The sequence below is a fragment of the Streptomyces sp. NPDC005374 genome, assembly GCF_042872225.1.
Lineage (GTDB): Bacteria > Actinomycetota > Actinomycetes > Streptomycetales > Streptomycetaceae > Streptomyces.
This window is the reverse complement of record NZ_JBIAKA010000001.1, coordinates 738,128-757,843: the sequence shown is the minus strand read 5'-3', so window position 1 is coordinate 757,843 and position 19,716 is coordinate 738,128. Positions and strand designations below refer to the sequence as shown.

At 71.2% G+C, this 19,716-nt stretch carries 16 protein-coding genes; 10 read left to right on the top strand and 6 right to left on the bottom strand.

All coding sequences use genetic code 11. The features are described from left to right. The first annotated feature begins 56 nt into the window (after positions 1-56). The 5 genes from ACFYRX_RS03555 to ACFYRX_RS03535 all read left to right on the top strand — a co-directional run bounded on the left by ACFYRX_RS03555 (position 57) and on the right by ACFYRX_RS03535 (position 8,059). A complete protein-coding gene (locus tag ACFYRX_RS03555) occupies positions 57-1,706 on the top strand; it encodes a protein kinase (RefSeq protein ID WP_389096232.1) in 1,650 nt (549 codons plus the stop codon). Between the two features lie 91 nt (positions 1,707-1,797). Beyond that, a complete protein-coding gene (locus ACFYRX_RS03550) occupies positions 1,798-3,402 on the top strand; it encodes a serine/threonine-protein kinase (RefSeq protein ID WP_389096230.1) in 1,605 nt (534 codons plus the stop codon). Between the two features lie 58 nt (positions 3,403-3,460). Next, the gene (locus ACFYRX_RS03545; protein ID WP_389096228.1) at positions 3,461-4,444 is read left to right on the top strand and encodes a serine/threonine-protein kinase; all 984 of its coding nucleotides are present in this window, start codon (positions 3,461-3,463) and stop codon (positions 4,442-4,444) included. A gap of 126 nt (positions 4,445-4,570) precedes the next feature. Then, positions 4,571-6,184: a succinic semialdehyde dehydrogenase gene (locus tag ACFYRX_RS03540; RefSeq protein ID WP_389096227.1), complete on the top strand. Its 1,614-nt coding sequence runs from the start codon at positions 4,571-4,573 to the stop codon at positions 6,182-6,184. A gap of 99 nt (positions 6,185-6,283) precedes the next feature. Next, positions 6,284-8,059 (top strand): GMC oxidoreductase, encoded by a 1,776-nt coding sequence (locus ACFYRX_RS03535; RefSeq protein ID WP_389096225.1) that lies wholly within the window; start codon positions 6,284-6,286, stop codon positions 8,057-8,059. A 116-nt stretch (positions 8,060-8,175) separates the two neighbouring features. On the opposite strand, the gene ACFYRX_RS03530 is transcribed toward ACFYRX_RS03535, so the two are convergent. Next, positions 8,176-9,204 (bottom strand): LPXTG cell wall anchor domain-containing protein, encoded by a 1,029-nt coding sequence (locus tag ACFYRX_RS03530; protein ID WP_389096223.1) that lies wholly within the window; start codon positions 9,202-9,204, stop codon positions 8,176-8,178. Between the two features lie 176 nt (positions 9,205-9,380). Here ACFYRX_RS03530 and ACFYRX_RS03525 point away from each other — a divergent pair, with 176 nt between their 5' ends. Beyond that, positions 9,381-10,529 carry a hypothetical protein gene (locus ACFYRX_RS03525; RefSeq protein WP_389096221.1) on the top strand — a complete coding sequence of 383 codons (1,149 nt, stop codon included), beginning with the start codon at positions 9,381-9,383 and terminating at the stop codon, positions 10,527-10,529. 598 nt (positions 10,530-11,127) lie between these two features. Here the strand turns inward: ACFYRX_RS03525 and ACFYRX_RS03520 are convergent. After that, entirely contained in the window at positions 11,128-11,382 is a 255-nt protein-coding gene (locus ACFYRX_RS03520; protein WP_389096219.1) for a chorismate mutase, read from the bottom strand. A 281-nt stretch (positions 11,383-11,663) separates the two neighbouring features. Between ACFYRX_RS03520 and guaA the strand changes: the two genes are divergently transcribed. Next, a complete protein-coding gene (gene guaA, locus ACFYRX_RS03515; RefSeq protein WP_389096217.1) occupies positions 11,664-13,235 on the top strand; it encodes a glutamine-hydrolyzing GMP synthase in 1,572 nt (523 codons plus the stop codon). A 3-nt stretch (positions 13,236-13,238) separates the two neighbouring features. Here guaA and ACFYRX_RS03510 read toward each other — a convergent pair whose 3' ends face one another. Further along, positions 13,239-13,706: a pyridoxamine 5'-phosphate oxidase family protein gene (locus tag ACFYRX_RS03510; RefSeq protein ID WP_389096216.1), complete on the bottom strand. Its 468-nt coding sequence runs from the start codon at positions 13,704-13,706 to the stop codon at positions 13,239-13,241. 139 nt (positions 13,707-13,845) lie between these two features. On the opposite strand from ACFYRX_RS03510, the gene ACFYRX_RS03505 reads away from it, so the two are divergent. Continuing rightward, entirely contained in the window at positions 13,846-14,652 is an 807-nt protein-coding gene (locus ACFYRX_RS03505; protein ID WP_389096214.1) for a class II aldolase/adducin family protein, read from the top strand. Between the two features lie 18 nt (positions 14,653-14,670). On the opposite strand, the gene ACFYRX_RS03500 is transcribed toward ACFYRX_RS03505, so the two are convergent. Next, entirely contained in the window at positions 14,671-15,570 is a 900-nt protein-coding gene (locus ACFYRX_RS03500) for a DUF4429 domain-containing protein (protein WP_389096212.1), read from the bottom strand. 315 nt (positions 15,571-15,885) lie between these two features. Between ACFYRX_RS03500 and ACFYRX_RS03495 the strand changes: the two genes are divergently transcribed. Together ACFYRX_RS03495 and ACFYRX_RS03490 are read left to right on the top strand one after the other, a co-directional pair. Continuing rightward, a complete protein-coding gene (locus tag ACFYRX_RS03495) occupies positions 15,886-17,175 on the top strand; it encodes a hypothetical protein (protein WP_389096210.1) in 1,290 nt (429 codons plus the stop codon). 172 nt (positions 17,176-17,347) lie between these two features. After that, entirely contained in the window at positions 17,348-17,878 is a 531-nt protein-coding gene (locus ACFYRX_RS03490) for a DoxX family protein (protein ID WP_389096209.1), read from the top strand. A gap of 81 nt (positions 17,879-17,959) precedes the next feature. Here ACFYRX_RS03490 and ACFYRX_RS03485 read toward each other — a convergent pair whose 3' ends face one another. Continuing rightward, positions 17,960-18,244 (bottom strand): hypothetical protein, encoded by a 285-nt coding sequence (locus ACFYRX_RS03485; protein ID WP_389096207.1) that lies wholly within the window; start codon positions 18,242-18,244, stop codon positions 17,960-17,962. Further along, entirely contained in the window at positions 18,231-19,703 is a 1,473-nt protein-coding gene (locus ACFYRX_RS03480) for a PspC domain-containing protein (RefSeq protein WP_389096205.1), read from the bottom strand. The genes ACFYRX_RS03485 and ACFYRX_RS03480 overlap by 14 nt, the downstream gene beginning before the upstream one ends. Between the last annotated feature and the right edge of the window lie 13 nt (positions 19,704-19,716).

Genomic DNA, 19,716 nt, shown 5'->3' with positions numbered 1-19,716 from the left:
GAGTTGGCCGGTCACCGTCCCGGAGGGGATCCATCCGCTGCGGCATGATGGGGCCCATGGGGACCGAGGGGGACACCTTCCGTGTGATCGCGGGCCGCTACCGCCTGGATGCGAGGATCGGGCGCGGCGGCATGGGCGTGGTGTGGCGGGCGACCGACCAGCTGCTCGGCCGGCAGGTGGCCGTCAAGGAAGTCGCACTGGACGAGACGCTCTCCGAGACCGACGCCCGGCTCCAGCGCGACCGCACCCTGCGCGAGGCCGGCGCGGTCGCGCGACTGCGGCATCCGCACGTCATCGTGGTCCACGACGTCGTCGAGCACGACGAACGGCCGTACATCGTCATGGAGTTGATCGACGGCGGCTCCCTCGCCGACCGGATCTCCGCCGACGGCCCGGTCGACGCCGCCGAGGCCGCCCGGATCGGCGCCGACCTGCTGAGCGCGCTGCGCGCGGCGCACGCGGCCGGGGTGCTGCACCGGGACATCAAGCCCGCCAACGTCCTCGTCGAGTCCGACACCGGGCGGGTCGTCCTCACCGACTTCGGCATCGCCCAGGTCGCGGGCGCCACCACGCTCACCGAGACCGGGTCTTTCGTCGGCTCGCCCGAATACACCGCGCCCGAGCGGATGTCCGGGGTCAGGACCGGTCCGGAGGCCGACCTGTGGTCGCTGGGCGCGCTGCTGTGCACGGTGCTGAGCGGCGCGTCGCCGTTCCGGCGGGACTCGCTGGGCGGCATCCTGCACGCCGTCGTCATCGACGAGATCCGGCCGCCCGCACAGGCCGCGCCGCTCCTGCCCGTCGTACGGGGCCTGCTGGAGCGGGATCCCGAACGCCGGCTGGACGCGGTGGAGGCCGAGCGGATGCTGCGGGCGTTCCTCGAGACGGGCCGCACCCCGCCGCGCCGGGGGCCCGAGCGGTCGTACACGCCGACCCAGCGGGACCTTCCGCTCCGGCGGTCACCGGATCAGGGGAACCCTTCGCCACGGCGGTCCCCGGCGCCGGAGCGACCGGGCGGCGGTGGGACCGTGGAGCCCGCGAGGTCGAGGCGGCGGGCGCTCATGGCGGCGCTGCTGGTCGCCGCGGTGGCGGGAGCGGGGGTGTCGGCGGCGTTGCTGATGGACCGGGGGGACCGGGGAGACGGTGCCGGCCGTACGACGACCAGCAGCTCGGCGCCGGTGACACCCACGGGAAATTCCGCGCCCGGGACACCCGCGAGCGGCTCCCCGGGAACGGCGCGGCCCACGCCCACCGCGACCCTCCCCTCCGCCCCCTCCGGCTACCGGGTCGCCGAGGAGCCCGCCGGGTTCGCGCTCGCCGTGCCGGACGGGTTCACCCGTGAACGGCAGGGGCAGCGGGTCTTCTACCTGTCGCCGGGGGAGGTCTTCCGTCTCGGCATCAAGGTCTCCGGCCTCCAACCGGGCGGACCGTCGGCCGTGATGCGGCGCGCTGCCGCCAAGGGCCCCGACACCAACCCCGGTTACCGCGCCGGCCGGGTCGTCCCGACCACGCACCGCGGACACCCCGCCGCGCTCTGGGAGTTCACCTGGGACGGCTTCAGCGCGGCCGAAGGCGCCCGGCACACCTATGACCTGTGCTGGGAGGAGAACGGGCGGCTGTACGACGTGTGGGTGTCGGCGCCGGTCGGGAAGGTGCGGGAGGCGAAGGAGCACTTCGACGTCGCACTGGACACCTTCGTGCGGACATAGGGGTCGAAAGGCCGCGTCACGCGTCACGGGTCTGTGACCGGAACACGTTCCCTGTGGAAGCGGGGGCGTCCGGCGCGATATGGATGAACCCATGAGCAGCAGCGGGGGAGTCGGCCACGAGTCCGACGAGACGACGAGTTACGTTCTGCAACCTCCCAGACCTCCGTCGTCCCCGAAGTCGGACGCACAGCCCGAGCCCGGCGTCGGCAGGCTGATCGCGGGCCGTTACCGGCTGCTCGCCAAGCTCGGACACGGTGGCATGGGTACGGTGTGGCGGGCCAAGGACGAGACCGTGGACCGCGAGGTGGCCGTCAAGGAACCCCGGATCCCGGACCATCTTCCCGAGCGTGAACAAGGGAACGCCTTCGAGCGGATGCGCCGCGAGGCACGTGCCGCGGCCCGGCTCGACCACCCGTCGGTCGTGAACGTGCACGACGTGGCGGTCGTGGACGGCCGGCCGTGGATCGTGATGGAGCTGGTGCGGGGCCGTTCGCTGGGCGACGCGTTGCAGGAGGGCACTCTCGGGGCGCGGGAAGCGGCGAGAATCGGCCTCGACGTGCTCGGCGCACTGGAGGCCGCGCACGCGGCGGGCATTCTGCACAGGGATGTGAAGCCCGACAACGTCCTGCTCGGCGGCCACGACCGGGTCGTCCTCACGGACTTCGGCATAGCCCAGATCGAGGGCGAGACCAACCTGACCGACACCGGCGGCTTCGTCGGGTCGCCCGAGTACATCGCCCCGGAGCGGGTGCTGGGCCAACGCCCCGGCCCGGCCTGCGATTTGTGGTCCCTCGGCGTGGTCCTGTACGCGGCGACGGAGGGTGTCTCCCCGTTCCGCCGCAGCAACACCCCCGCGACGCTCCAGTCCGTGCTCAACGCCACACCCGCACCGCCGGCCTCCGCGCACGGCCCGCTCGCCGACGCCATCAACGGTCTCCTCCAGAAGGACCCGGCCCGCCGCCCGAACGCCGCACAGGTCCGTGCGCTGCTGGAAGCCGCCGCCGACCCGCCCGCGCCCGAGCCCACGCAGATCGTGCGGACCGTGGAGGTCCCGGTGGGCGGCGGTCTCCGGCTGGGCCGCAAGGCGTGGCTCAGGCTCGGCGCGGTGGTGGCCGCGGCGGTGGTCGCGGCCGCGGTGGCGGCGTATCTGGTGGTCGCGGATCCGTTCGCGGGGCCCCTGCCGGACGGCTGGACCAAGAAGCACATCAAGGACGTCGCCGCGACCCTGGCGGTGCCGGGGGACTACCAGCCCACGACGCCCGACCGGAAGACGGACAAGACCCACTGGATCACGTACACCGACTTCAGCGGCAGCATTTGGATCGGCCTGAGCCTGGACCGGAAGGCCGAGGACACCGCGAACGGCATCGCGGGCTCCGCGGCGGCAGAGATGTACGACGACGACAGCACGTTCAAGGAGAACGGCGACTACGACCTCGCCATGCCGGACACCGCGAGTACCCGGCCCGAGGAGACGACGTACCAGGGCGGCAAGGCCGCCGGGAACACCGTCACGTACACCACCACGGACAGCCAGCACCCCCGCCCGCGCGAACTCCAGATCCTCTACTACCGCACCTCCGCAGGCGACATGTACAAGCTCACCGTCAGCTATCCCGGCAAGGGGGACTTCACCGAGCGCGGGCGTGAGGTGGCGAGGACGGCGATCGCGAACCTGGACGTGGACAGGCTCTGAGCCGGGCCCTGACCCCGCCGCTTGGACAACGGCCTGGTGCGCGCGGTAGTCATGTGCCATGAGTGAAGATGGCGAACACTCGCCCGACGTACGTCTGATCGGTGGGCGTTACCGGCTCACCGGGCGGATCGGGTCCGGGCCGAACGGCACCGTGTGGCGAGCCTTCGACGAGCAGGATGAGCGGTATGTCGCCGTCAAGGAGCCTCACTTGAGCGGGGACGCGGAGGACGAGGAGCGGCGACGGGCCGCGCACCGGCTGCCGCACGAGGCCCGCGCCGCCGCACGCGTCGACCATCCGGCCGCCGTCGCCATTCACGACGTACTCCTCGACGGCGAACTCCCGTGGATCATCATGGAGTTGGTGGAGGGGGAGTCGCTGCGCACGGCACTTGCCGCCCGAGGCCCGCTGCCGGCCCCCGAGGCCGCCCGGATCGCGCTCGCCGTCCTCGGAGCGCTGCACGCCGCCCACCGCGTCGGCATCGTCCACCGTGACGTGAAGCCGTCCAACGTCCTCCTCGAAGCAGGCAGCGGGCGTGTCGTCGTCACCGACTTCGGCACGGGTGCCGCGGGACGGAGCGACGCCGAGGACGCCTCCGTCGCTTTCGTCGCTCCGGAGTGCGTGTCGGGGAGGGGCGCGGGTCCCGCCTCCGACGTGTGGTCGCTGGGTGCGCTGCTCCGCTCGGCCGTGGCGGGCGGTGAGGCCGGTCCGCTGGGCCCGCTGCTGGCCCGGCTCCTCGCTCCCGAGCCGGAGGCGCGGCCGACGGCGGAGGAAGCCGCCGAGGTGCTGGCCGAAGTCGCCGGGGTCGGCCTGCCGGAGTGGGCCGCGGAACCGGCCGCCTCGCCCGCGGCCGTCGAAGGCGGGGCGGTCTTGGAAGGCGGGGTAGCCGTGGAAGGCGGGGCGGTCCTGGAAAGAGAGGCACCCGCCCCCGCGCTGTCCCCGGCCGAGGCCCCCGACCCGGCCGCCGCGCCCCACGAACCCCGCCGCCTCACCGCCCTGGCCGCCCTCGGCCTGCTGCTCCAGAAAAAACCCGAGCGCGGCTGATCATCCCCGCCCAACCCGCTGATCAGCGCATTCGCCGCCAGTCATCACTGGCAAGGTGTGCTCACGCGGTGAACGCCCGTTACCGACGGGTACCCAAAGGCCCCGCTCCCGAATACCCTGCGGCTCATGACGGACGCGCAGGCCCCGGCCAAGACCGGCACGAACCCCACAGCCCCCGCCCCGGCGGGCGCCCGTACCGCCGCCGACGTGGTCACCCCGGAGCTGGTCGCCCAGCTCACCAAGGGAGTGACCGGTTCCGGCCGTACCGCCAACCACTCGCCGCTCACCGGCGAGAAGCTGGCCGACCTGCCCGAGTCGACGCCGGCGGACGTGGAGAAGGCCTTCGCGGTGGCCCGCAAGGCGCAGGCGGTGTGGGAGCAGACCCCCGTACGGCAGCGCGCGGCCGTGCTGCTGCGCTTCCACGACCTGGTCCTGGAGCGCCAGGCCGAGGTCCTCGACCTCATCCAGCTGGAGACCGGCAAGGCCCGTCTGCACGCCCACGAGGAGGTCCTGGCCGTCGCGGTCGCCGCCCGGCACTACGGCCGCAAGGCCCCCTCCTATCTCAAGCCCAAGCGGCACGCCGGCGCGATGCCCACCCTCACACGCGTCACGGAACTGCGTCACGCGCGCGGAGTCGTCGGCCAGATCGCACCCTGGAACTACCCCCTCGAACTGTCCGTCGGTGACGCGCTCCCCGCCTTCGTCGCGGGCAACGCCGTCGTCATGAAGCCGGACACGGAGACCTGCCTGACCGCCCTGTGGGCCCGCGACATCCTCGTCGAGGCCGGCCTTCCCGCCGACGTCTTCCAGGTCGTCCTCGGCGAGGGCCCGGTCGTCGGCCCCGAGGTCGTCCGGCACGCCGACTACGTCTCCTTCACCGGCTCCACCCGCACCGGCCGCGAGGTCGCCCAGAGTGCCGCCGCCCGCCTGGTCGGCGTCTCCCTCGAACTCGGCGGCAAGAACGCCATGCTGGTCCTCGAGGACGCCGACATAGAGAAGGCCGCCGCGGGTGCCGTCCGCGCCTGCTTCTCCTCGGCCGGCCAACTCTGCATCTCCATCGAGCGGTTGTATGTCCACGAGTCGATCGCGGACGCCTTCCTGGAGCGCTTCGCCGCCCGCACCAAGGCCATGCGGCTCGGCACGTCCCTCGCCTACGGCGCCGACATGGGCTCGCTGGTGGGAGAGCGGCAGCTGGAGACCGTCACCCGGCACGTCGAGGAGGCCGTCTCCAAGGGGGCGAAGGTCGTCGCGGGTGGCGTCGCCCGCCCCGACATCGGCCCGTACTTCTTCGAGCCGACCATCCTCGACGGCGTCACCGAGCCGATGGCGGTCTGCGGTGAGGAGACCTTCGGCCCGGTCGTCTCCATCTACCGCTTCAAGACCGACGACGAGGCGATCGCGGAGGCCAACTCCACGTCGTACGGCCTGAACTCCTCGGTCTGGACGAAGGACGGCAAGCGCGGCCGCGAGGTCGCCGCCCGCATCCGCACCGGCACGGTCAACGTCAACGAGGGCTACGCGCCCGCCTACGGCAGCGTCCAGTCCCCGATGGGCGGCATGAAGGACTCCGGCCTCGGCCGCAGGCACGGCTCCGAGGGCATCCTCAAGTACACGGAGGCCCAGACGGTCGCCCAGCAACGCCTGCTCCCGATGGCGCCCTCGCTGGGAATGACCGACGAGGCGTACGCCCAGTTCATGAACCGAAGCCTGCGCCTGATGAAGGCATTCCGGTTCAGGTAAGGGCTGTTAGGGGCGCGGGGCCGTATCGATATGCGGCTCCGCCGCCTGGGCGCGACCAGCCACGAATCACCCGCACGCGAGACTCAACGAGGAGCACCCGTGCCTCAGGACACCTACGACTACGACGTCATCGTCGTCGGCTCCGGCTTCGGCGGCAGCGTCACCGCCCTTCGCCTCACCGAGAAGGGCTACCGCGTAGGTGTCCTGGAAGCCGGCCGCCGCTTCACCCGCGAGACCCTCCCCAAGAACTCCTGGGACCTGAAGAACTACCTCTGGGCGCCGAAGCTCGGCATGTACGGCATCCAGCGCATCCACCTGCTCGGCAACGTCATGGTCCTCGCGGGGGCGGGCGTCGGCGGCGGCTCGCTCAACTACGCCAACACCCTCTACGTCCCCCCGAAGCCCTTCTTCGAGGACCCCCAGTGGCGTGACATCACCGACTGGCAGGGGGAGTTGAGGCCGTACTACGACCAGGCCCGGCGCATGCTCGGCGTACGGCTCAACCCGACGATGACCCCCTCCGACGTCCACCTCAAGTCAGCCGCCCAGCGGATGGGCGTCGGCGACACCTTCCACATGGCGCCGGTCGGTGTGTTCTTCGGCGATGGCGAGGACGCCGGAGGCGAGAGCAAGGCGGCTCCGGGCGAGCAGGTCGAGGACCCCTACTTCGGCGGCGCGGGCCCCTCCCGCAAGGCCTGCATCGAGTGCGGCGAGTGCATGACCGGCTGCCGGCACGGCGCGAAGAACACCCTGAACGAGAACTACCTCCACCTCGCCGAGAAGGCGGGCGCGGTCGTCCACCCGCTCACCACCGTCGTGTCGGTCACCGACGACTCCCGGGGCGGCTACGCGATCGCGACCCTGCCCACGGACCGGAAGAAGAGTGAGGGCAGGGTCTTCAAGGCCCGCCACGTCGTCATCGCCGCCGGCACCTACGGCACCCAGACCCTGCTGCACCGCATGAAGGCGGGCGGCCAACTGCCGTACATCTCGGAGAAGTTGGGCGAGCTCACCCGCACCAACTCCGAGGCCCTGGTGGGCGCCCAGACCGACAACCGCCGCTATCGCAGGGCGACCGGCGCGCAGAAGGTCGACTTCACGCGGGGCGTCGCCATCACCTCGTCCATCCATCCGGACGAGAACACCCACGTGGAGCCGGTCCGCTACGGCAAGGGCTCCAACTCGATGGGCGGCCTCTCGATCCTCCAAGTGCCGTACGCCGAGGGCTCGTCGAGAGTGCTGGCCTGGCTGCGCAACGCCGCCCGGCATCCCCTCCTCGTCGGCCGTTCCCTCTCCAACCGCCGCTGGTCGGAGAAGACCATCATCGGCCTGGTCATGCAGTCACTGGACAACTCCCTGACCACGTACCTGAAACCGGACGGCGTCGGCAAGGGCCTGCTCACCGCCCGGCAGGGCCACGGCGCCCCCAATCCCAAGCAGATCAAGGCGGCTTCCGAGAGCGCGTCCGCGATCGCCGCCGACATCAACGGCTTCGCCGGCTCCAACGTCGGCGAGCTGATGGGCACCCCGCTCACCGCCCACTTCCTCGGCGGCTGCCCCATCGGCTCCTCCCGCGACACCGGCGTCATCGACCCCTACCACCGCCTCTACGGACACCCCGGAATCTCGGTCGTGGACGGGGCCGCGGTCTCCGCCAACCTCGGTGTGAACCCCTCGCTGACGATCACGGCCCAGGCCGAGCGTGCGATGGCGTACTGGCCCAACAAGGGTGAGCAGGACCCGCGTCCGGCCCAGGGCGAGGCCTACGTCCGTCTCGGCGCCGTCGAGCCCAGGTCACCGGCGGTCCCCGCGGACGCCTTTGGCGCGCTGAAGCTGCCGTTCCTGGGGATGCCGACGGTGCCGAAGAAGCCGTAGAGCTCCAAAGGCACGTAGAGCTCCCGGGCACAGAGAAGGACCCGCACCCCCCTCCGAGTGCGGGTCCTTCTCTGTTCTCGCGTGAAGCTGTGCCTACGGGGCTACGGCGTCACGGCTCAGGCGTGGGCGCCCGTCGCGCCCTTGCGGCGCTTGACGGCGAACACCACACCGGTACCGGCGACGACGGCGAAACCGCCGACGAGGCCGAGGACCGGCAGGGCCGAGCTCGAACCGGTCTCGGCGAGCTGGCCGTCCACGTCGACGTCGTTGACGTCGGAGATGGCGCTCTTGCCGCCGGTCTGCGGCTTGGCGTCGTTCGGCTTGCCCGCGTCGGAGCCGGCCGGCAGGACCTCGAAGTAGTAGATGCCGTAGTTCTCGTCGTCGGAGATCCAGCAGGCGTTCTCGTCGGAGTACTCGGCGAGGCCGATGGCGATGCCGACCGCGCTCGGGACCTCACGGTCGACCTTCACCCGCAGCTGGTAGCTGAGGGAGTCGCCGCCGCCGAGGCTGAAGGCGTTGAACGAGCCGCCCTCACCGAACTGCGTGGCCACGTCGACCCAGCTGCCGCCCTGCTTCACCTGAACGGTGACCAGGTCGCTGTAGTCGTTCTCGAAGTCCCAGTCGACCGCGCCGACACCGACGAAGGGCTGGATGTCCTTGATCGTCTCGTCGCTGGAGTTGCTGACGTTGAACTTGAAGTTCGTCCAGCCGCTGCCCGCCACGACGCTCTCGGGCAGTCCGGTCAGCGAGCTGTGCAGCACGTCGCTGATGTCGACGATGTCGTCGCCGTTCTCGTCGACCGGGCACTCGTCGACGGGCTCGCCGCTCTCGCTCGCCGAGGGGCTGCTGGTCGCGGTGGCCGAGCCGGACGCGGTGGCGCTGGGGCTGCTGGTGGCCGAGCCGGACGCGCCGGCGGTGGGGGAGGTCTCACCCGTGGCGGGCGTGGTCTCCGGGGCGGCCGGGGTCGTCTCCGGGGCCGCCGGTGTGGTCTCGGGGGCCGCCGGGGTGGTCTCACCGGCGGATGCGCTCTCGGTCGCGGTCGGCGAAGGCGACTCCTCCGCGAACGCGCTGGGCGCGGCGAACAGGGCGAGCGGCGCTATCGCGGCGGTCGCGGCCGCGGCGGCCAGTGCACGGCGAAGCTTCATGAAGACCTCGGAAGTCAGGTGTACTGCGCTACCCGCAGCACGCGTCAGGGAGGCTTCCGCGTGTGGGGCGCGGGTGGGGCCCTTGATACGTGAGGTTTGATCCGCGAGACCGGCCAAAGGTTGTGCGGGCATTCACAGAAACCTTATGTGGGCTGAGTCACATACAGGTTCACCTTGTGAACAGGCTTTCGCAGGCCCTAGAACTTACCCACGTGTCAGAAGACGACAAGATCCCGGACGACGTCTGGGAAAAGTTCATGCGGGATTCCGAACGGGACATCCGAGCCTCAGCACCCAAGGAACCGTCCTCGCGGGCCCGCGAGGTGACGGAACGACTGCGGCGGAACGAAGCACGCGGCGAACTGCCGGAGGGCTGGCGCACCGGACCGGCCTGGCAGGAGAAGAAGAGCCGGCGGGGTCTGTGGGGCGTCCTCGGTGTCGCGATCGCGGTCGTGGTGGCCGTCGTGGCGGTGAAGCCGTCGCTGGTGCCGGGCGACTTCTTCGGCGGGGGATCCGACGAAGCCGGCGACGCCGTGGCCTCCGCGCTGCCCGTGGAGACGGCGGCCCCGACCGCGGCGCCCTCCGCCGAGGCCCCCGAAGTCCCCACCCTGGACGAGCCGTTCGCCGGATCGCCGGCCAAGCGGTGGGCGGACGGCGCGGCCGGGATCGTCGTACCGAAGGCGAAGGGCGTCGGCGGACAGTCCGCGGCGAAGACCGAGCAGGCGCTGAAGCTGACCAAGAAGCTCCTGGTCGAGTCCAACCTCGACCCGGGCACCCTCCGCGGGGAGCGGCCCGAGGCGGCACTCGACGTCCTGGACCCGGTGCAGAAGGACGTCCGCGGGCTGCTGGAGACCGCGCTGAGCAAGCCGGACAAGAAGCACGACCCGCTGTGGATGTTCAGCCGCTTCGACCCCAAGGAGGCCCGGCTGGTCGGCGACGTCGTGAAGACCCGCGGCAGGATGACGTTCAAGGCCGGTGACAACGCCTCGGTCGTCGTGCACGCGGACTACACCTTCGTCTACCCGGTCGTCCAGACCAATGGCTCCACGGAGGTCACCCGCACCATCATCCGCCGGGTCCTCGACGTCGACATCCCCGACCCGTCCAGGTACCGGGTGACCCCCGGCAAGCTCAACATCGTGAAGTGGGACCAGGACATCAACAACTCGGCCTGCGACGTGTACGACGGCTATCTGCACCCGCACTTCCCGTCGTCCGAGCCGAGCGGAGCGGCCCCCTCGGGACCGACGACGGACCCCTACGACCGGAGCGAGACCATCGACTCGAACGGCGACGAAGCCTGCGGGACGGTCTCCCGGGTCTGAGTCCGCACAGGAGCCCGCGCAGAAGTCCGCGCAGAAGTCCGCACAGGCGAAGGGCCCCACGGGACGGAGCCGCGGGGCCCTTCTTTCGTCAGCACCGACGTCAGGGCAGCGCCGGTGCCTGGGAGCGGCGCCGGGGGGTTGCGCCGCTTGCTCTCTGTGCCCTTGTCGCCGGACGTGCCCTCGGTCGGCGCCCCGGCGCGCAGGGGGCGCGCGACTGGTCTGGACCTTTGGCAGTACGTCGACACAATGCGAATGCAGTTGTCCGCGGAGGGATTTGGGGGCTTTCCAGACATCGTGCTGGATGGGCGCGGCCTCCGCAACCGTTTGACCCAGCCTTGTGCCGGTACTTGCCCCGCCGGCCGGCCCCGGGCGTCCCCGGAGCCGGCCGTTTCTCTTGGGTGACCGGGCTGCTGTCCCCTGCCGTCCGGTCACTTCCTGGAGCGAGGTCCCACGACGCACTGCACGTTCCGTGCGTCTCATCGCTCCAGCGAGCCACGCGTGGTTCTGTCGGGCCCGCCCCTGGCTGGCACGGACACCACCACCAACGAGGCCTCGCGGGTCGCGGTCACGCACCGTACGGGTGAGTCCGGGCCCGAACTCAGATGCGACCGCGGCACAGTTCGAGCAGCGTCATGGCGAGGGGGGTGCCCGGCCTGCCGAGCGCATCGCTGTAGCGGCCGAGGATCTCCATCTCGCGGGAGAGGTTCACGCGCCGGCCGCCGGAGGTGATCCGGGCCTCCTGGACGACGGCCGACACGGCCACGCGTTCCTGGATCAGACCGATGATCCGGTCGTCGAGCGCGTCAATGCGGGCACGGGCGTCCGCGATGGTGGCTTCCGGTGTGGTGGTCATGCGGGGCTCCTGGGTGGGGTGGGTGCCCCGGAGCGACAGGATCCGGAAAACACCAGGCGCCCCGGACCTTGTCGGCCCGGGGCGCCTGGGAAGTCGCTTGTCAGTTGCTCAAGCAGCACGACCATGGCAGCCGGCGGGCCGGTTGCCATAGGTAAAGAGGAAGGTCGGGTGCGTGAGCATGGGCGCCAGTATGCCATGACGCACCGTGCCGGGAGGCCGGCCACCGCCACCCCGTTAGAATCGACATCACAGACCCCCGCCCGACCGCCGGAAGGCACCCCGTGTCATCAGCGACCCCCGCCCCCGACACCGTCCTGGTCGTCGACTTCGGCGCGCAGTACGCCCAGCTCATCGCCCGCCGTGTCCGCGAGGCCCGGGTCTACAGCGAGATCGTGCCGAGCACCATGCCGGTAGCGGAGATGCTCGCCAGGAACCCTGCGGCGATCATCCTCTCCGGCGGCCCCTCGTCGGTGTACGCGGAGGGCGCCCCGCGCCTGGACCGCGAGCTCTTCGAGGCCGGCGTCCCGGTCTTCGGCATGTGCTACGGCTTCCAGCTGATGGCCACCACCCTCGGCGGCACCGTCGACAACACCGGCGCGCGTGAGTACGGCCGCACGCCCCTGCACGTCTCGAAGTCGGGCTCCACCCTCTTCGAGGGCACCCCCGACGAGCAGTCGGTGTGGATGTCCCACGGTGACGCCTGCTCCGCCGCCCCCGAGGGCTTCACCGTGAGCGCGTCCACCGACGTCGTCCCGGTCGCCGCCTTCGAGAACGACGAGAAGAAGCTCTACGGCGTCCAGTACCACCCCGAGGTCATGCACTCCACGCACGGCCAGCAGGTCCTGGAGCACTTCCTGTACCGGGGCGCCGGTCTGAAGCCGGACTGGACCACCGGCAACGTGATCGACGAGCAGGTCGCCCTGATCCGCGAGCAGGTCGGCGACAAGCGCGCGATCTGCGGCCTGTCCGGCGGCGTGGACTCCGCGGTGGCCGCGGCCCTGGTCGCGCGCGCCATCGGCGACCAGCTGACCTGCGTGTACGTCGACCACGGTCTGATGCGCAAGGGCGAGACCGAGCAGGTCGAGAAGGACTTCGTGGCCGCGACCGGCGTGAAGCTGGTCGTCGTCGACGCGGAGGAGCGCTTCCTGACCGCGCTCAAGGGCGTCTCGGACCCCGAGGAGAAGCGGAAGATCATCGGCCGGGAGTTCATCCGGGTCTTCGAGCAGGCCCAGGCCGACATCATCGCGGACGAGGGCCCGGCCGTGGAGTTCCTCGTCCAGGGCACCCTGTACCCCGACGTGGTCGAGTCCGGCGGCGGCACCGGCACCGCCAACATCAAGTCCCACCACAACGTGGGCGGCCTCCCCGAGGACCTCGAGTTCCAGCTCGTCGAGCCGCTGCGCAAGCTGTTCAAGGACGAGGTCCGGATGGTCGGCCAGGAGCTGGGGCTCCCCGACGAGATCGTCCAGCGCCAGCCCTTCCCCGGCCCCGGCCTCGGCATCCGGATCGTCGGCGAGGTCACCAAGGAGCGCCTGGACCTGCTGCGCGACGCCGACGCCATCGCCCGCGAGGAGCTGACCGCGGCCGGCCTCGACCGGGACATCTGGCAGTGCCCGGTCGTCCTGCTCGCGGACGTCCGCAGCGTCGGAGTCCAGGGCGACGGCCGCACCTACGGCCACCCGATCGTCCTGCGCCCGGTCTCCTCCGAGGACGCCATGACGGCCGACTGGTCCCGGCTGCCGTACGAGGTCCTCGCGAAGATCTCGACCCGGATCACCAACGAGGTGGCCGACGTCAACCGCGTGGTCCTCGACGTGACGTCGAAGCCGCCGGGCACCATCGAGTGGGAGTAGGCCCTAGGTGCGCTTGATCGTGCGCGAAGGCTGACCGGGCTTCCAGATCTGGAGGACGAGGTACTTCTCGTCCTCCACGCAGGTCCTCACGACCTCCGTCAGCTCGGTGCGGAAGAGGTGGAACGGCTCCGGCGGTTTCACCTCTTCGACGTATGCGGCCTTGGTGCGCGGCTCCTCGACCTCGAACGCCCGCCCGGCGATCCGGACGTCGCCCCCGCCCAGGGACTGCCCCTCCCCGGGGTTCGCCTGGAGCGCGAACCGCGGGTCCCGTCGCAGGTCGAGCGCCTTGAGCGAATCCGGCATCATGCCGAGCCAGAGCTCGCCGCCCAGGAAGCGGACCTCCAGACCGGTGGTGCGTGGCGAGCCGTCCTTGCGGAGCGTGGCGAGGACGTGGTGCGTGAACGCGCCGAAACGCTCTTCGGCGGTCCTGGCCAGGTCGGGTTCGGCTGAGGAGAAAGCTGCCCAGTTCATAACGGTCAGTCTTCCGCCGATACCCGACATCTTCTGTCAGGTATTTATTGCGTGCGTCATCTTTACAAACCAGCCCTGTTCTCTTGCCCTGACTGACGGTAACTTCCGCCCCGTGAAGCAACCCAGTGCCGGAGGACACATGCACGGGACGCCCCTCGGGCCCACTCCGCCGATGCCGCTGCCCACCGAGAAGCTCCAGTTCGCGATGCCGCCCATGCACGACTCCGTCGAGGAGGAACGCCGGCACCGCAAGGAACGGCTCGCAGGCGCGCTGCGGATCTTCGGACGGCTCGGCTTCGAGGACGGCGTCTCCGGACACATCACCGCACGCGACCCCGAGTTCACCGACTGCTTCTGGGTCAACCCCTTCGGCATGCCGTTCAAGCACGTCACCGTGAGCGACCTCGTGCTCGCCAACTCCGACGGGCAGGTGCTCGACGGCCGCTACCACGTCAACCAGGCCGCGTTCACCGTGCACTCCCAGGTGCACGCCGCCCGCCCGGACGTCGTCGCCGTCGCCCACTGCCACTCCGTGCACGGGCGGGCGCTGGCCGCGCTCGGCGACCTCCTCGACCCCCTCAACCAGGAGAGCTGCGCCTTCTACGAGGACCACGCCCTGTACGACGCCTACACCGGAGTCGCCGTCGACGCCGAGGAGGGCCGCCGGATCGCCACCGCGCTCGGGTCCCGGAAGGCGCTCGTCCTGCGCAACCACGGACTGCTGACCGTCGGGGACTCGGTGGACGCGGCGGCCTGGTGGTTCGTGTCGATGGACCGGTCCAGCCAGGTGCAGCTGCTCGCCCGGGCCGCCGGAAGACCGGTGGTCATCGATCACCGGGCGGCGGTGGCCACGCGGGAACAACTGGGCGGGGACCTGGTGGCGTGGATCAACTACCAGCCGATGTGGCAGGACATCAGCAGGAGCGAGCCGGATCTGCTGTCGTGACGTGGCGTTCCGCGGGCCTCAGAAACCCCGCAGTACGGCGGTCTTCGTCATCGCGAACTCCTCGTCCGTGAGCACGCCGTCGCGGTGCAGCTCGCCCAACTCCCGCAGCCTGCGCAGGAGTACGTCGTGATGGTCGGCCGATGGCGGCACGGTGGACGCCGTCAGCCGCGGGCGGGCGGTGTGTTCGCCGTCGTACTCGACGCCGTCGCGTATCGAGGGGTGCGGGAGCCGGGCCGTGACCGCCGTCGCGACGATGGCCGTGAGCAGGTCGCGGCGGGTGCTGCCCCACAGGTCGAGGGCGTACGGGTCCTTCTCGGGCGGCAGTTTCGAGAACGACGTCCCGCGCGTCACGAACCGCATGAAACCGTCCTCGTACCCGGCGTTGGGCAGCCACTCGACGTGGACGAGCTCCCCCACGTCGATGATCCGCGGGCCGGTCGCACGCTTGACACGGTCGGAGGTGTCGGCCCAGTCGATGCGGACCCGGTTGCCGTCGAAGGAGACCGTGCCGTCCGAGGAGCGCACCGAAACCGGGACCGGAGGGCCGGGGAGCAGATACGTCTTCGTCGGCTCCTTGGGGATCTGGTCCAGCAGGAGGGAGCGGCGGATCTCCTCGGCCACGTACTCGGCGACCCCGGCACGGTCCACGTCCACGGTCAGCCGATACGGGTCGGCCGGATCCGGCAGGCGCCCACCGGTCGCGTGCAGCAGCGGATCCGCACCCTCGCGCAACCGCATCCGCAGCCGTCCGCGCTTGCGTTCCGGCTCGAACGCCACGCCGGAAATGGCCTCCAGGGGCACGGCGATCTCCCCGTACGTCTGCCGGAACAGCGGCACGGAGCGGTGAAGTCCCGGCGTGATTCTGACCGTCGTGCCGTCGAAGACCCAGGTCCCGTCACGCTGGATGATCTCGGCCATGGGGGAATTCTCGCAGCCGGGTCAACACGGCGGGCCCCGCTTCACCCGCGCTGACCAGACCTGGCGGACGGGTGCGGTGTGCCGTAGGGCACAATTCGCTGTCATCGCCGGGGAGTTGTCCGGAGTTGTTCGTGGGGTCGCGGCCGGATTCGTGGTCGGCGGCGGGCCGCGAGCGACTCGGGTCCACCAGGTGGAGCGGGCTTGTGGCTGTCGCGGTCGGCAGGCCGTTCGGGTTTACGGGTTGTGCGGTCGGCGGGCCGTGAGGTCATGTGGGGCCAGAGGTTCACCAGGGTTGCGGGAAGGCAGGCGTCGGGCGTGGCGGTGCAGGAAGCGAGACAGGGCGCGGACGGCGGTGCGCTCGGGGGCGCGCACGAGGGCGGCTGCACCTGCGGGGACTGTCCGCACGGGGCGCGGGCCGGACATCGGCGGGCGGTGGCCGCATTCCTCCTGAAGCGGGACGAGTTCGCCTCCGGACAGGGACTGCCCGCGGCCGTGGCGCACTCCGCGTCGGCCTCCCGGCAGTGGGTCTCGGAGGAACTGACCCAGTCCGCGGAGGTCGTCGCCGAGCGGGGACGGGCCGAGGGCGCCGCCTGGCTCGCGCGACTGTGGCGCCGTACGGCGTACGCGGTGTGGGCGGGGGTGGTGGTACTGCTGCTCGTCCAGGCGCTGACCGCCATCGGAGCGGGCTGGACCGCGGCGCGTACGGCCGGCCTGCTGGCGGCGCTCGTGATCGCGGGTGCGCTGACCGTGGCGTCCTGGTTCCACCGGGCCCGGGGCGGTGTGCTCGCGCCGGTGATCGGTGAGGACAACCGGCTGTCGACCTCCCGGGCCGTCGCGGTGGCCTGGGTGCTGTTCGTCGCCTACGCGGTGCTCGTCCTGGTGGGACGGCTCGCCGCGGCCTCCGACGCGGCCCAGCGGGACACGCTGATCTCCGGGCTCGAACTGGCCCGGGGCGCGGGGGTCGTGACCGTGCTCGCCGTGGTGTGCGGGATCGCCGTACTGGTGCGGCGGGTGGTCGGACTGCGCGTGCTCGGACAACGGCTGCAGAAGGTACGGGCGGACCGGCCGCGCGCCGCCGACCTGCTGACGGACGACTCCGGGCGGGGGACCTTCGCCGACATCCAGTACGTCGTGATCGGCGCGGTCGCACTGCTCTTCGCGTCCGTGCGGCTGGCGCGGCGGCCGGACCAACTGCCGGATCTCCCCTGGGGGCTGGCGGTGGTGGTGCTGGTGTCGGCGGCGACCTACGTGGCCGGGAAGTACGCCGAGGGCGGGCGGCCGGTCATCCTCTCCGTAGTGCGCTCGCGTGAGGCGGGTGACCTCGACGGACCGATCCGCACCGGGGACGACATCGAGATCCGGGGTGCCGGATTCGTGCCGCCGGGGGCACAGCGGGCGGACCGGCTGGCCCGGATGGTGGTGCGGATCGGGCCCGTCAACGTGCACGTGCCGTTGGTGCCCGTCGCCGGGGGGTTCAGCAACCCCACGGACGAGGTGCTGACCGTGCCGGTTCCCGCGGACGTGGAGCCGGGCCGGGTGGAGGTGCAGGTGGTGACGGCGACGGGGGCGGAGACGAACCGGTACGCGATCGACGTGACGGACTGAGCAGCGGGAAACCCGGGACGGCGGCTGCCCGCACCGCATCGCACACGGCCGGTCGGCCGGCCCGTGACCCGACTGACGAAAACTCGTCCGAACCGCATTGAGCATCGCCGCCCCTTCCTGCGTATCGTCTTGTGAGGGGTCTAGGCACGCTGGTGAGAGGCGGCTCGGAGCGATGACTCACAGTTTCCGTACGGACACGCACGCCCCCTACTACGACGAAGAACCGTCCTGGCGGGACAGCATCGGCCAGTACGCCCTGCTGCCGCTGCGCATCTTCCTCGGCGTCACTTTCATCTACGCCGGTCTGGACAAGCTGACCGACAGCGCCTTCATGAAGGGCTCCGGCGCGGGCTCCATCGGCGACATGATGCGCTCCGTCCGGGACTCCTCGGCCATCCCCGCGCTGGTCGACCTGTCCCTGAAGAGCCCCGCCGGCTTCGGCTACGCCATCGCCTTCGGCGAACTCGCGGTGGGCATCGGCACCTTGCTCGGCATCCTCGCCCGCCTGGCCGCACTGGGCGGCGCGCTGATCTCGCTCAGCCTGTGGCTGACGGTGAGCTGGGCCTCCGACCCCTACTACTACGGCAACGATCTCGCCTACCTGATGGCCTGGCTGCCCCTCGTCCTCGCGGGTGCCTCCGTGTTTTCCGTGGACGCCGCCTTGCGCGCCCGACGACGGCAGCGGGCGGGAGGTTACCGGTAGCTCCGGTCGGCGGAGCTACCGGTGGCGGCGGAGCCACCCAGGCCTCTTGAGAGAGGGCGCAGGGATCACCTGCGCCGTGTCTCAGTGCGGTGCGGGTGGCGGCGCAGCCTGGTCGGTCCTGTCGATCCGGTCGGTCCCGTCGGATCCGGTCGGTGTGCTCGTACGGCGGCTTCCGCGTCGGTTGCGTACGGTCCGGGTCAGGAGGCCCACCACACCTGCCAGACAGAGGCCGCCCACGACGATCGGGATCACCGCGAACCACGGGGTGTCCCACGCGTCGCCCGCATCGCCGGCGTAGGTGATGCCCGCGACGGTGAGGAAGAGTCCGGCGACCAGCCTTCCCGGCTGGAACTCATGACGCAGCACGGCTCACCTCCACCTGGCCGATGCCCACCCGCAGGTCGAGGTCGAGCGTGCCGGCCTTCTCGGTGTCCGAGGTCGGTGACAGGGTGACCTCCTTGTGCTTGCCCGGTTCCACGTCCACGTCCCCCTGTTCGTCGCCCGGCAACTGGATGTCGCCCACTCCCACGTCGATGCTCGCCTTCACGGTCACGCCCGGCGGCACGATCACCACCAGTCGGCCGACTCCCACGTCGGCCTGGGCCGTCACTGTCCTGCCCTCGGCGACGTCGATACGGGTCAGGTCCAAGGTGCCCACGCCGGTGCCGAGTTCGTAGTCCTGGCGGACGTCCGTCACTGCTGCCGGTGTCCAGCCGGTGCGGACCCAGTGTGTGGTGATGTCCTTGGGGAGGGCGGCGGACGTGGCCAGCAGGCCCGCCGTGATGATCGCCAGGAGGAGCGAGCCCGCCCCTGTGCGGCCCAGGAAGGAACTGATCGCCATGCCCACGCCGAAGACGATCAGCGCGCAGGCCAGGCCCGTCTGGAGACTGGTGCCGAGGGGGTGCTCCTCCCAGGTCGCTCCGGTGCCGAGGCCGCCCGCCAGCAGGGCGAGCAGGAAGATCCAGCCACCGATCCACCGCGGGCCGCGGGGGGCGGGCCGGCGGAGGTGGGCCGCCCGGATGTCCTCGCGACGGGTCCACGGGGTGCCGAGGCCGATGCTGACGGCCGCCGCGATGTCACGTTCGCGGGAGTCCTTCGGGCCCCACAGGTACCCCGTGCCGCCGACGTGCGTGCCGTCCTTGACGATGGGGTCGCGCCACCAGGAGGGGTGGCCGGCGGGCACCGGCGGGGCCTGGGCCTCCGGCGGGGCGTCGGCGACGACCTGGGCGGAGAGCGGGTCCGGGTCGGGGGTGCCGCGGTTGCACGACCAGTAGCCGGCTCCGGCGAGGAGCAGGGAGAGAACAACGGCGAAGGTCAGCACGCCGGTGTTGCTCAGCATGGTCAGGAACACCCCGCAGCCGACCAGGGCGAACAGCACGCCGGTCAGCGCCTGGCCGTCCACCCGGCCGGTGAGCAGCTTGCGCACCTCGTTCTCGTCCTCGTCCTCGTACGGGACGAAGAGCCAGGCGAAGCCGTAGAAGATGAGGCCGATGCCGCCGGTCGCCGACAGCACCGCCAGGGTGATCCGGAAGATCACCGGGTCCATGTCGCACTGCCGCCCGAGCCCGGCACACACTCCGGCGAGCACCTGGTGCGGCCGGTCCCGCCGGAAACGGAGGGGGGTGGTGGCGGGGCCCGGCTTCTCGGTCGTGCCTTCTGCCGTACTCTCCGCCGTGCCTCCCTCGCTCCCTTCTCTCCGCGCGCCCGCCCGCCCGTGCACGCGCAAGCCCTCGCCGGTGTCGGCGGGTGTGCCCGCGCCCGGGCCTGTGCTCGGGTCCGGGCCTCCGCCGGATCCGGCGCCCGCGGCGTGCTGGTGATCTGTCATGTGTCCATGGTGA